Source organism: Symplocastrum torsivum (assembly GCF_059505465.1).
The window spans coordinates 44,522-56,083 of sequence record NZ_JCACKQ010000043.1 but is presented as its reverse complement, the minus strand read 5'-3'; the positions used below and the strand labels follow the sequence as shown (position 1 = coordinate 56,083).

13 protein-coding genes are annotated in these 11,562 nt (G+C 45.3%); 5 read left to right on the top strand and 8 right to left on the bottom strand.

Features of this window, described 5'->3' with window-relative positions; genetic code table 11:
- Nucleotides 1–62: 62 nt before the first annotated feature.
- Nucleotides 63–404, top strand: coding sequence for an IS4 family transposase (locus AC5JL3_RS13625; protein ID WP_496074990.1), 342 nt, complete (start codon nucleotides 63–65; stop codon nucleotides 402–404).
- 76 nt (nucleotides 405–480) lie between these two features.
- On the opposite strand, the gene dndC is transcribed toward AC5JL3_RS13625, so the two are convergent.
- The 5 genes from dndC to AC5JL3_RS13600 all read right to left on the bottom strand — a co-directional run bounded on the left by dndC (nucleotide 481) and on the right by AC5JL3_RS13600 (nucleotide 6,776).
- Entirely contained in the window at nucleotides 481–4,371 is a 3,891-nt protein-coding gene (gene dndC, locus AC5JL3_RS13620) for a DNA phosphorothioation system sulfurtransferase DndC (RefSeq protein ID WP_496074985.1), read from the bottom strand.
- Nucleotides 4,372–4,422: 51 nt separating this feature from the next.
- The gene (locus AC5JL3_RS13615) at nucleotides 4,423–4,815 is read right to left on the bottom strand and encodes an endonuclease domain-containing protein (protein WP_496074984.1); all 393 of its coding nucleotides are present in this window, start codon (nucleotides 4,813–4,815) and stop codon (nucleotides 4,423–4,425) included.
- 174 nt (nucleotides 4,816–4,989) lie between these two features.
- On the bottom strand, nucleotides 4,990–6,027 hold the full coding sequence (gene dndB, locus AC5JL3_RS13610; RefSeq protein ID WP_496074983.1) for a DNA sulfur modification protein DndB: 1,038 nt from the start codon (nucleotides 6,025–6,027) through the stop codon (nucleotides 4,990–4,992).
- A gap of 12 nt (nucleotides 6,028–6,039) precedes the next feature.
- Nucleotides 6,040–6,324, bottom strand: coding sequence for a hypothetical protein (locus AC5JL3_RS13605; protein WP_496074982.1), 285 nt, complete (start codon nucleotides 6,322–6,324; stop codon nucleotides 6,040–6,042).
- Nucleotides 6,325–6,518: 194 nt separating this feature from the next.
- Nucleotides 6,519–6,776 (bottom strand): HNH endonuclease domain-containing protein, encoded by a 258-nt coding sequence (locus AC5JL3_RS13600; RefSeq protein WP_496074989.1) that lies wholly within the window; start codon nucleotides 6,774–6,776, stop codon nucleotides 6,519–6,521.
- A 95-nt stretch (nucleotides 6,777–6,871) separates the two neighbouring features.
- Here AC5JL3_RS13600 and AC5JL3_RS13595 point away from each other — a divergent pair, with 95 nt between their 5' ends.
- Nucleotides 6,872–6,997 carry a hypothetical protein gene (locus tag AC5JL3_RS13595; RefSeq protein WP_496074991.1) on the top strand — a complete coding sequence of 42 codons (126 nt, stop codon included), beginning with the start codon at nucleotides 6,872–6,874 and terminating at the stop codon, nucleotides 6,995–6,997.
- A 3-nt stretch (nucleotides 6,998–7,000) separates the two neighbouring features.
- Here the strand turns inward: AC5JL3_RS13595 and AC5JL3_RS13590 are convergent, their stop codons facing one another.
- Together AC5JL3_RS13590 and AC5JL3_RS13585 are read right to left on the bottom strand one after the other, a co-directional pair.
- Entirely contained in the window at nucleotides 7,001–8,560 is a 1,560-nt protein-coding gene (locus AC5JL3_RS13590) for a ParB N-terminal domain-containing protein (protein WP_496074981.1), read from the bottom strand.
- Nucleotides 8,561–8,729: 169 nt separating this feature from the next.
- A complete protein-coding gene (locus AC5JL3_RS13585) occupies nucleotides 8,730–8,966 on the bottom strand; it encodes a helix-turn-helix domain-containing protein (protein WP_496074980.1) in 237 nt (78 codons plus the stop codon).
- A 115-nt stretch (nucleotides 8,967–9,081) separates the two neighbouring features.
- On the opposite strand from AC5JL3_RS13585, the gene AC5JL3_RS13580 reads away from it, so the two are divergent.
- The 3 genes from AC5JL3_RS13580 (at nucleotide 9,082) to AC5JL3_RS13570 (ending at nucleotide 10,325) form a co-directional block, all read left to right on the top strand.
- Complete coding sequence (locus AC5JL3_RS13580) at nucleotides 9,082–9,333, top strand: peptide ABC transporter substrate-binding protein (protein ID WP_496074979.1); 252 nt, start codon at nucleotides 9,082–9,084, stop codon at nucleotides 9,331–9,333.
- A 32-nt stretch (nucleotides 9,334–9,365) separates the two neighbouring features.
- Nucleotides 9,366–9,743, top strand: a complete 378-nt coding sequence (locus AC5JL3_RS13575) for a hypothetical protein (protein ID WP_496074978.1) — start codon at nucleotides 9,366–9,368, stop codon at nucleotides 9,741–9,743.
- An 87-nt stretch (nucleotides 9,744–9,830) separates the two neighbouring features.
- Complete coding sequence (locus AC5JL3_RS13570; protein WP_496074977.1) at nucleotides 9,831–10,325, top strand: GAF domain-containing protein; 495 nt, start codon at nucleotides 9,831–9,833, stop codon at nucleotides 10,323–10,325.
- 116 nt (nucleotides 10,326–10,441) lie between these two features.
- Here AC5JL3_RS13570 and petA read toward each other — a convergent pair whose 3' ends face one another.
- A complete protein-coding gene (gene petA, locus AC5JL3_RS13565) occupies nucleotides 10,442–11,434 on the bottom strand; it encodes a cytochrome f (protein WP_496074976.1) in 993 nt (330 codons plus the stop codon).
- Nucleotides 11,435–11,562: the final 128 nt, after the last annotated feature.

The following is an 11,562-nucleotide window of genomic DNA, read 5'->3' as shown; positions in this document are numbered from 1 at the left end:
ATCCCGCTTAAACTATTGATGGCTAAGGGTTTCGGCTTTGTGCAGCAAGCCCTACCTATGCGATTGTTGCTTGGCGCTTGTTGTGGATTACCTACCAAGCCCGTGCCTTCCCTGAACAACCCGCAGACACTGTACTAGAAACTCACGAGTGGCAGGCTCTCTACTGTCGGATTCACAAAACCTCAATCCCCACCACCACCCCTCCAACTCTGCACACTTGCGTGCGTTGGCTCGCTCAACTTGGAGGTTTCTTAGGGCGCAAGCGTGATGGAGAGCCTGGGGTGAAGACCCTTTGGCGCGGTCGGCGACGTTTGCATGACATTGCTGTCACTTGGCAACTCTCTCACTCTTCTCTTCCCGTTGTCAACTCCCCAACTGTTAAGAAAGATGCGATTAATGCATAGCTTAATAAGGGGGGAACAAGAAAAGTCTCTGTAGCAAGCATTTAGGGAATTGATATTACAAGTAGTTCCATTTTGTTTACCAGAAATAGCCGAGTTTGACTTGGGTGTGATGCTTGTCTGCATCGTACTGCAAAAGATATTCATGAGCGATCGCATTATTATCCCTTAACCGTTTTACTTCTTCTTCTCGGATTTCGGTGTCGGTGGAAAGCAGGATGACTTGATGGCTAGCTTGCGGAAAGTAGCGATCAACTAGGTTGTTGCGGTGGGTGGAGTCGAGGCGACCGAGTGGTGTATCGATCGCTACGGGGAGTTGCCGACCGGATGCACGGGCGAGTCCCCACAGGAGGGAGATTGCTAGCAGTTGCTTTTCTCCTGCCGAGAGGCGATGTTTGGGAACGGGTTGTCCTTCGTAATCAAATAGGGATAGACAGAATGTTTCGGTATCAATTTGGATGCGATGCACCAGATTGGATTTGTGGAGCAGGTAGAGGAAGCACTCGGTTACTAGGGTTTCTAGTTGGTTGAGTTTGCGGAGTTTGAGGCGTTTTTTGAACTCTTTTAACGTTTCTTGAGCCTTGGCTGCGGCTTTGAGGGTGTGTTCGGTTGTCTGTTGCTCGATCGCAACAGTGCTGTAGTCTACAAGTTCTTGCTTGACACGGGCGATCGCTTTTTTGATTTCCTCCAACTCTCGATGAGCCTGTTCGTGGTCGGTTGAGAGGTGAATGACTTCAGTTTGTGCTTTTTGGAACTGATGTTTGAGTTTTTCGTAAACTTCGGGGGCTGCGGCTGTGGCTAGATAGCGTTCTGTGGCATCTATTTCAGTTTGAGAATCTTGCAAGTGCTGGATTCGTTCTTGGGCTTGCTGGATCGGGTTGGGTAACCAAGACTTCTCGGTTGACCTCTCCCCCTGCCCCTCTCCTGCAAGGAGAGGGGAGTTCAGTTCCCCCCTTCCCGCACTTCGTGCCGCTTCGCTATCGTAGGGAAGCCGGAGCTTTAGTGAGGAGGTTAGGGGGGTTAGGTCGGAAAAGTACTGGCTGGGTAATCCATGCTCCAATAAACTGGCAAGTTGATGGACGTGATTGGCACTGGCACCTAACCAAGCATCGATTTGAGTTTGGGTCAGGGCTTGTTGCTCAGCCGCTAGAAAGGCTTGAATCTGTTTGAGTTGGCTGGCTTTGAGTTTGAGCGCGGGTAGGAAGTCTAGGAGGCGTTGGTCGTGAGTTTGTATCTGGTCGCGGGCAGCTTCTTGTTGTTGGTGTTGTACTTCCTGTTGGGCTTGGAATTGAGCTTGTTGCAGCAGTGGTTGAATCATCGCCAGTGGCAGGATTCCGGCAGCTAAATCGCGCAGGGCTTGGCGATCGCTTTCTACCTCTTCTTGTAGGCGTTGAACCTTGGTTTCTAGGTTGGTTTGTTCGGCGGCAATCTTGCCTCCTTGGGTCAGAAAAGCTTCTTCTGCTTGGTTTAGCTTGTTTTGTGCGGCTTCTAGTCGAGGTTGAATGGCAGCTAATTTTTGCTTGGCTGTCCGCTTTTCTTGGGTAAGGGACTCTAAGCGATGTTCAATTTCTTCGAGTTTTTTTAAGTCCTGACGTTTAGCGCTTGCTTTGCGTTTGCGGGCAATGAGTACGTCTAGATCGGTGGAGAGGCGATCGGGTAGTTCTAAACCGAGGAGCGATCGCATAGCAGTAACTACGATGGGTGGTAGTTCGTCTTGTTCTGCGAGTTCTTTGACTTGTTCTCCGTCAAACAGAAATAAATTGGAGATGCCGAGGGGTAGCAGGTCTTCAATTCGTTCATCCCAGGCATTGGTGAGGGCGGCATCGGGAGAGCCATCTTTAAGGATGTTCAGTGTGTCGCGTCCGTTTTTGGGTTGTCGGTTCCAGGTGCGATGGATTCGAAATTGGGTAGGTTGGGGTGCGTTGTTGAGGGTTTGCTGGAAGGTAAGTTCAATGGTTGTAGGTTCGTCGTCGGTTTGGCGGTTGACGCATTCTTTGAGGAAGTCGCTGTAGGATAGCTTGCCACGGGTGGAGCATAGAGCGCGTTGTCCGTAGAGTGCTAAACGGATGGCATCCATGAGGGTGGTTTTGCCGCCACCGTTCATGCCTCCGAATAGGATGATTGGCTGGTTGTTGTTGGGGGAAGTGAGGTCGATGGTGTGTTGACCTTGATAGGGACCGAAATTCTGCAAAACCAGTTCAGTGAGGATGATGTGGGGAATCCCTTGGGGTTTGTAGTCTTTCTCTGTTTCGGGCTGAGGAGTGGGAGTATCTTTAAGGCTGTAGCTTGCTGTGGATTCGGCTGCAAGGGGCGATGAGGAGGGAGCTTTGCTGAATTTCGCTTCTGCCCAGGAGTTGGGTTGAGCGATCTGCTTTGCAGCAGCGCAAGCTATCGCATTAGTTGGATTGGATGGGTTGGCTTTGTCTGTTGTCAGTTGTCTGACAGTATCAATATCGCCTTGGGTTGCAGCTTGTTTGAGGGTGCGAGTGCGATGGGCATTTTCTAGGGCTTCGTCTTTGGAGTCAAAATTGATTTCGCAGCATTTATCTAGTTTTTCGTAGAGTCCAACGCGGCGGGACATGGTTTGGAACTGGCGTTCGGTGTCGAGAAGCCGATTCATGAGTTCGAGGTGCATGGAGTCCTCGCACAGTTCTGCAAGGATGCTCCATTCATCAACACCTAGGTAAGCATTGCCTGCATTGAGACGTGGATCGAGGAAGATTTCGCCAGTGACTTCGTGGTAGATGCGGGGGAGAGAATCGTCAAATTCGTGTTTTTCTTCTAGCCAAATCCGTCGAATTTCACTGAGTTCATCGAGGGAAATCAGTTCGATATCTTGCATTTCTGGTGGAGCTTTTTGACGGACTTCCTGTTGAGTTTTCAGAAGTTTTATCAACAGCTCATCTCGATAGGCTTTGATATAAGGCCCAGGAACATTCGTTACTTCTTTTTCTTTTGAGCCTTCTACATTGCGCTCAAAGAGTTGAACATTTCCAGTGATACGGCGAAAATCTCGATTTTGCCGCTCCTGTTCTAGCTTCTCATTAGTATGAAAATCTAATTCATCTCGAAAATCTAAGAGAGCTTGCATCCATTCTTTAGATTCATCGTTGAGAAGCATTGCTTCCATTGATTTGTCACGATCAACCAATGTACAAACCCAACAACCGAATCTAGAACTGCCGCAACTGGGGGTTGAAGTATCAATGACTAAAGGACATTCGTTATCGGCAGAAGCTCCACGGTAAATTTGGAATAGCTCTTTGTTGCTATATCCCCAAGGATTTTCCCATTGCATTAAATACAGCCAAACCTGATCGTTACTCCAGTCTTCAATCGGTGTGTAGATTAGAGAATTAGGCAAACTGGCATTAGGACTCAGGCGATCGCGTATTCGGCCCTGTGCGTGTTTTGCCATTGTGGAAGCTCGCTTTTGGCTTTCGGCTTTGCGAGTGCCAAGAATTAAGATAGTTTCACCACTTTCACGAACAATGTCTCGGACAAAGCGGTTAGCAGGATTAATTTTGAGACGTGCCGTACACCATCTAAATTTATTACGAGGAGCCGGATACCCTTTACCCAGCAAGTTAACCCAAAAAGTATCTTCTAGCGAAGGTTTTAGCGGATGGGGTTGAAACGGTAAATTCTTAGCCTGAGCTGATGTTTCCATTCGTTCCAAAGACTGGCGTACCCAAGCAGAAATGATGGGATTTTCAACTAATGTATCCGTCGAAATAATATGAATTGGTTTAGTTCGCTCTTTTTTGGGTAATGCAGCAATGGCATTCCAAACAAGTTGAAGCGCAGCAGTGCTATCCTTGCCACCGGAATAACCAACAACCCAAGGAACTTCATCTAAACAGTACAGTCCTTGAATTTCAGCCGTTAGCCACTTAACATCTTGTCTAACAGACTCTGCCAAAACGGGTTGGGCTGAACTTGGATTGTCAGCTTCTTGAATGACGTTCATTGGTGAATACTTCCTAACAACTTTTCTTCTTCAGACGAGGATTTAGCCCCCCTAGCCCCCCAATTCTGGGGGGAACTGAGCTTCTGCTACTTTGACAATGTGCGCTAGAACGGTTTGCAGATCGCTCAAAACATCTTCGTTTGTAAACCTCAGTACTTGATAGCCAAAAGCCTGAAGCTGCTCTGTCCGAACACTGTCATAGTCTTTTTGCTGAGCATGAATGTCTCCATCGACTTCAATAACCAACTTGCAGGCTGGACAATAAAAGTCAACAATAAAACGTCCCACTGGATGTTGAGAGCGAAACTTGAGTCCTGCCAGTTGACGACGGCTCAACGCACTCCACAAGTGAGCTTCTGCGGGAGTTAGCTGTTGACGCAAGCGACGAGCAGATTGCTCAATTGGCTTTGTAGTGCCGCGAATTCTATAAGAGTCTTTTTCCATCAGTACAGTGGGATAGACGATATGGATAGGACTTATGCAGCCTTTATAATTTCGCCCTCCTAACCCCCCAACTTTGGGGGAAGCAGAACTCAAAGTCCCCCAGAATTGGGGGATTTAGGGGGCGGGGAAATGTAATCGGGATGCTAGAAGAAATCAAATAGCTTTGAATACTTTTCAGATATCCTCCGAGGGTAAGCCTAGAGCCTTTTTGAGGTAACTAATCATAAAACTTCTGGAAGTTCGGTTGTTGTGGACGCTACCACCAACAATGATCGATCCGTCCCAGGCGGGATTAGAGCGTTCCCAGTTTATGGTCTGTAGAGGTTTGAGCCGATTTGCCCAATCATCGGGGTAGAGAGAAAGCAAAGCAGCGCCAGCGCCACCCAACCCAACCAGTGTTACCGCATGGCTGTGGACATAATCTCGGCGTAATTCACCAGCAGACACCTTTTTATGTAAAACATCTTGCCAATCAGACATTTGAGCAGCTACAGCGTTCCAGTATTGTGATGCTAAACTGCTTTGTTTGTCAAAATCAACATCCTTATAATTAGCAAGAAGTAGATTAGTTGCGGTATAGATACCGCTTAAGGTAAATAATTTGCTGGAGCGTGGTGGTAGGCTACTTCGCTCGGTGTCCGTCAGCTTGTTAAAGATTTTTACCGCTTTCATCACCGTCTTGGATAGAACTGCTTTGCGATCGCGGTGATCGTAGAGGATATTGAGCGATGGATCGGGACGAGCAGCATAGCGATTGAGATCGGTGAACATCTGCTGCGATCGCTTCAGTCCCACGTCCAGGAAGAAGACGACCGAAATCGTTTCATCCCCAACTTCGGGGTTTTCCTTCAGAGCCATCTCAAATGCTGCACGTCGATGTTGTCCGTCATTTATGACAAACCTGGCATCCATTGGAATCTTTAACATTCCAATATCTTCTGAGCTGATTGGTTCAAACTTAATCTCAGCGTTGATTGAAACTGTGATGGCTGAGAAAATGTAACTGCTTGGGTTATCCAGGATATACTGAGCGATTTCTGGTATTCTTACCCGATTCAGTGTTCGCTGTGCCCTCATTTCAGCCGGAATTTCTTCATCGTCAAAGGAGAACAGCTTGGGAATCAGCCGGACGGGACACATAGATATGTAGTATTCACGCCCTGCTTGGATGCCCCTAATAGCTGGAAAAGTATGGTGAAAAGGAAGTACCATAAATTTTCATCCTCACTTTCGTTCTATAAGCTGAAGTGTTCTAACTGTTTCAGGTTGTAGATTTTCGCTTACATACACTAGTTGCAACTCTAAAAAATCGGCAAGACGACTTAGATGCTTACGAGGAAGATTGGTATACCCAAACCCTTGAACTTCCTCAGGATTGTTTTCGCATCCTGGCTCAAGGGTATTCCATCCCCACTCAACAGTCGGTTGTATAGCTTTAACGGTGTCCAAAAAAACTTGTACTTCCTTTTGACAGGAACCATTTACTTGGAATTGCCTAAGGTTTGTCACTAGGGCACTCCTCAAAGTTTATGTCTTATCAAAGTTTATGTCTTATCAAACAAACATTAACATACTTGACAGTAAAATCAATTTTTTGTATGCTCTATTTAACATACAACAAATTACAAAAATTCTAATATTGCAAGATGTAACAAGTTGAGGTCAGATTAATTGTAATTTTCAATAGCTGGCTTGGAGATCGCTCAAGTTAGCCGCTTAATCCGTGCAATCATCTCTAAACAATTAGATAACCAAGCAGGTTCGCCGTTTTCCCAAGGAAAAATATGGATGTCATTGGATTTCATTTGGTTGTGCAAAGAACAAAGATATACCTTATTTGACGCAACTGTTTGACCTCCTAGTGAGTATGGAAAGAGATGATCTGCCTGAACTTCCTCGCCGAGGCTGCGAGAACACTTGTATCCCCAAATTAGTTCTGAAGCACATAGTAAGCTATTCATCCCAACTTCTTTGTGAAAACTGCGACTACCACGCACTCCATTTACTCTCAACTGTGTAGAGTCTTGACAGTAATGCCAAGGATGGATTAAAGCAAATGCATGAGGTAGAGAGAGATTACTTCTACAGTACGTCTCATATTGATTTAGCCAACTACTTTGAAGAGAAAGTTCTAGAGATGTTATGTATTCTTGAGTGCAGCGAATACGGTACTCAAACATAATACTTACCAGCTAATCTCTAGCTGGGCTGTAAATTCAACTCCGCCATAGTGTTCCATCGTAATTAGTAATGAAAGAGGACTTAAGTGTTTATTTGAATCTAGTTTCATCCCACTCCTGATAATTTCTGGATAGAACACAACTCGACCTGGCGGACTGTTCATATCTGAAATAACAAGATTACCAATGTTCTCACTAATGGCTGCTTTCTTAATATGTTTTCGAGGATGAATAATTTGTGACAGGGTGGCTCCTCTTGTAACTGTGAAAGTTTCTCTTCCCTGTTTTGCAGGCTTTCCTGCTGGAGTCAAATGTGAGAACTCAAACATTACAGTTGCATTATTACCTCGAAGATAATCAGCTAGATTACCTGCTGCTGTCGGTAGCTGACTTTCACGAAAAACTTTAGCAAAGACGCTAAAGGCAAGTTTTTTAGAAATTGTTTGATGCGAACCATTCAATGAACGAACCCAACTTTGAAAATTCCAATTAGTTGTATGAAAAGATAATGTTCGTAAAATGTTTTCCCAAGAAGCTGGAATGCCGTGATGCAAAAGATATGAGAAAACTCCTACCAGATAAGCATCTTGCATAATTCTCTGCCCCGATTGATTAGGACCAGACGAACCGAAGAAAACTGATTGGTTTTGAGGTGCCTGAACAACTTGAGTAAGAGCTAAATAGGCTAGCCCAATCTGTTGAGATAAATCTTGAGGATTTAGATAAAAACTAATTGGAGAAGCGGCTCCATAATAATGTTTACTGACAAGATCTTTAAGTTCGATGCAACTATATGCAAAACCACCTGGAGTTAACTCAACATTACTCTCTGCATTAAATTTAATCTGATTGCAAAATGGATTACTTACTCTTGTTTGTTGAATAATAGGGTCGCGGCAAAGGAGTGCAACACATTCCATTGCTTGCCTATCTTGAAGGCTTCTAGGTCCATTGGCGTAATTTTTTAGTCCAAAGGCAAAAGTTAACCACTCATTGTGTAAATCATCAAGCTTAGTTGCAGAAGTTGTAACTTGGGCAAAGAGTTTAGCTACTATTGGACCGCTATATACATGTTGACCTTGCTCCAGGAGCAAAACAACAGGAATCGGATTACCTGATTGTTGAGAGCCAGCTAACCCATTGATTCTATGCTGACCATCAAGAATCCAGAAAGGAATAGGATCACCAGTATTTGGTATGGGTATGATGACATCCCAAACCATTGTAGGAACTCCACCGCTTGTTGTTTGCTGCTGGCGTATTTCAATATTGGTTTGAGAAGTTGTACCGTTCTGACACAGCAAAACTGGGTTTGGCATAAATTCCCCAGAGTTGTTAAACAACAGCTTTATATTTTGGACTCGCTCTACATTTAGTGGGCGTTGCCAATCTTTAATCGGTGGTGTAAGTATATTTTGGGCTATTTGCTGATTTGTAGTTTTTTTTGAAAAGCTAGGTGCTTCTGCAATTTGCAAGACTTCTGAGGCTGAAATAAAGCCTATGAATACCGGATAAGTACAATTGCCAGACTTTATATGTTCCTGAAGACATTGAATGGTAGGCATGGTGCTTTATAATTTTCCATCTCAAAAATTCCAAAATACTGCTTAGAGCTGTAGAAAATGATTTAGATCGAATTCTTGTGCTAAAAGATTACCGCTTTTGGAAATCACTATAATTCAGAGTCTAGCTTGGCTTTTAAAACCTGTGTCCAGACATGAGAATTATCTAGGACTAATCATTCTGAGTTGATTTACTCAAATACAACCTGATAAATTCTTCCGCCGCATCTGAATTAATCTTCTCAAGTCCGTCCCGAATCTCAAGAACGGCATCAGCCGAAGGATCTGCCATCTCATTAACCCAGCGGTGAACGTTCCCCCGCCGAGTTCCCATCATCACAGCTAGCCGATTTTGGCTAATGTCATAGGTTTCCAACACCTGCTTGAGGGCTTGCCCTGCTTTTCCCATGCCTCAGATTTTGTCAAAACCTGATGACGAAGTAAATGTCTCTTATATATGACACTAGGTGTAGAATGGATGATGTCTCTAATAAGAGACATCATCCATTCATCGGTACACACAAATGTCCCAAGAATCTCTCCCAGACCCCAACGAAGCCCCCACTCCTCCTGCCTCCTCCGACTTCCCCACACCACGCCCAAAGAAAGAACACATCAAAGTGATGCTCATCGGTTCTCGCAACGGAGTCCACAGCACGATTCGTCACCTCTACAGCCTCGGTTTTGCCGAAGTTACCGCCTGGAGTCCCCTGCAACCCACATCCATCTCAGGCGAAGTAATGAGCGTTTTGCGTCACAGCATTCCCAGAGACTAAAGCCTCATCAGTTCATCAGTAACTGAACACCAGTGATTTATCCAGGGATTGAAAGAACCATGCCGCCTCTACGCGATCGCATTAACCCAAACACCTTCGTAATCAGCCTCAAGCAAATCGCAAAGCATCTAAAGATTAACCCCAAGCGCATCATTAACTGGCAAAAATGGCAACATGTGCTTTGGGTGCATCTCGAAGGAAGAGGCGGCTATTTCATCAGTTACCGAAAATTAGAACAGTGGATTGCTGCTTGTCGTACCCTAATTCGCGGTTGCCAAAACTTGCCAACCCTCACAACCCTATGGACAGCCATTCTCAAAGAAGCAACCCGCTACACCCAAGACGCAATTACAAGACTTCAAGAAATTTGGCAGCAACGGCAAACCACTCTTAGCAACTCACAAAACTGAAAGTACCAAAAGCCAGCCAAACAGCAAAAGCTACTCTATATGATCAGAGAAGTTCAACAAACTACTCTAGGAGTCCCCACAGAGCTGATGTCCGATCAAAATTTGCTAAGAGTTGCGAATCGCCTTGCTGCCACTCTTGCAAGAGATACAGTAGTCCAAGAAACCACCGACAAATTAAGGAATTCTCTTCAGGTCGATCGCGTAGTCTTGTATTACTTTTACCGCGAATGGGAAGGACGAGTTACATTCGAGTCCTTGAGTTCTAGCGAGTTTTCTATCTTCGGCTCAACCGGACCCGATGAGTGTTTCAATAGTGAATACGCCGCCATGTACGAAGCCGGACGAGTAAGAGCGATCGCAGATATAGAAACAGAACCCATCCAAGCTTGTCACCGAGACTTCTTAAGAGACATGCAGGTTCGCGCTAACTTAGTCGTGCCAGTCCTTAATCAGGGTCGATTGTGGGGGTTACTCGTCGCTCATCACTGCCAGGATACTCGTTCTTGGTCAGAGTCCAATATTGAAGCCATGCAACAAGGTGCAGAAACCTTGGCAACAGCAGCCGCAATTCGAGATAGCTAACCGATAACCAAAAAAGCAATAATGCGATCGCGTTAATTTAGACAAAAAATTGAACAATTCAATAAAAAAGGACAAGCCGTTCAGCTTGTCCTACAACTTGTAATTTAGCAGAGAACTTAGAAGTTCATTTCAGCCGCTTGAACTTTCTCAATTTGTTTCTTCTTCAGCACCAGGAACACTTGGGACAGCATAATCCCGCCGATGAATACCATTAACCACTTAATTCGTGCTGGACTTTGTAAGACAACCTCAGCATCCGCTTGACCAAATCCACCAACATTAGGATTATTCGTCAGAGCTTCACCAGCAGTAACGTCCTGCCCTTCAGATACAATCAACTCCAAACCAGCAGGAATTGCATCAACAACTGTCCCAGTGTCTGCTGTTTGAATCGTGACTTCATAGCCACCATCTTCCAGCTTACTAATCTGAGAAATTTGACCCGCTTTCGAGGCATTGTAGATGGTGTTATTGCTCTTGTTACCAGCAGGATAAACCTGACCACGTCCACGGTTAGCCCCAATATGAACAGGATACTTACCAAAGCGAACGGATTTATCAGTGTTTGGATCAGGAGACAGGACAGGGAAAACAATTTCTTGGTACTGTTCACCGGGTAGTGGACCAACGATGATAACGTTTTCCTGGTCTTCCTTGTAAGGTTGGAAGTAAACGCCGCCAACCTTTTCCTTCATCTCCTCAGGAATTCGGTCTTCAGGGGCAATCTTGAAGCCTTCTGGTAACATTACCACTGCACCGACATTTAAGCCGCCTTTGGAGCCATCACCCAAAACCTGTTGTGCGTTTAGGTCGTAGGGAATCTTCACCACAGCCTCAAATACCGTATCTGGCAAAACGGACTGGGGAATTTCGACTTCTGTAGGTTTCGCTGCCAAGTGGCAGTTGGCACAAACAATCCGTCCCGTCGGTTCACGGGGAGTTTCTGGCGCGGTTTCCTGTGCCCAGAAGGGGTATGCACTAGCTGACTGAGGAAGCGTAATATCACTAACGAAGAATAATGCCAGGGTTGCCAAAGCCAGCACAACGGTTCTGGTGATTACCCGCTTGTTGAGGAAGTTGTACATCACCGATAAAGAAGGTGTTCTCATCTTTTAAAGCAAAAAACTCGAAGAGGGATTGGGTATTAAGGATGGAAGAGACAAGGATTAAAGCATCGAGGCTGGAGCGTTAAGGAAAAGGATATCGTCAATACTTGCTCTGCTTTGTTCAAGACTTC

Bases quoted from the DNA above. Each gene is read 5' to 3' on its own strand.
- AC5JL3_RS13590 (WP_496074981.1), bottom strand. From the start codon at position 8,560: ATGCCTACCATTCAATGTCTTCAGGAACATATAAAGTCTGGCAATTGT.
- AC5JL3_RS13600 (WP_496074989.1), bottom strand. From the start codon at position 6,776: ATGAATAGCTTACTATGTGCTTCAGAACTAATTTGGGGATACAAGTGT.
- AC5JL3_RS13585 (WP_496074980.1), bottom strand. From the start codon at position 8,966: ATGGGAAAAGCAGGGCAAGCCCTCAAGCAGGTGTTGGAAACCTATGAC.
- dndC (WP_496074985.1), bottom strand. From the start codon at position 4,371: ATGAACGTCATTCAAGAAGCTGACAATCCAAGTTCAGCCCAACCCGTT.
- AC5JL3_RS13580 (WP_496074979.1), top strand. From the start codon at position 9,082: ATGTCCCAAGAATCTCTCCCAGACCCCAACGAAGCCCCCACTCCTCCT.
- dndB (WP_496074983.1), bottom strand. From the start codon at position 6,027: ATGGTACTTCCTTTTCACCATACTTTTCCAGCTATTAGGGGCATCCAA.
- AC5JL3_RS13570 (WP_496074977.1), top strand. From the start codon at position 9,831: ATGTCCGATCAAAATTTGCTAAGAGTTGCGAATCGCCTTGCTGCCACT.
- AC5JL3_RS13595 (WP_496074991.1), top strand. From the start codon at position 6,872: ATGCATGAGGTAGAGAGAGATTACTTCTACAGTACGTCTCATATTGAT.
- petA (WP_496074976.1), bottom strand. From the start codon at position 11,434: ATGAGAACACCTTCTTTATCGGTGATGTACAACTTCCTCAACAAGCGG.
- AC5JL3_RS13615 (WP_496074984.1), bottom strand. From the start codon at position 4,815: ATGGAAAAAGACTCTTATAGAATTCGCGGCACTACAAAGCCAATTGAG.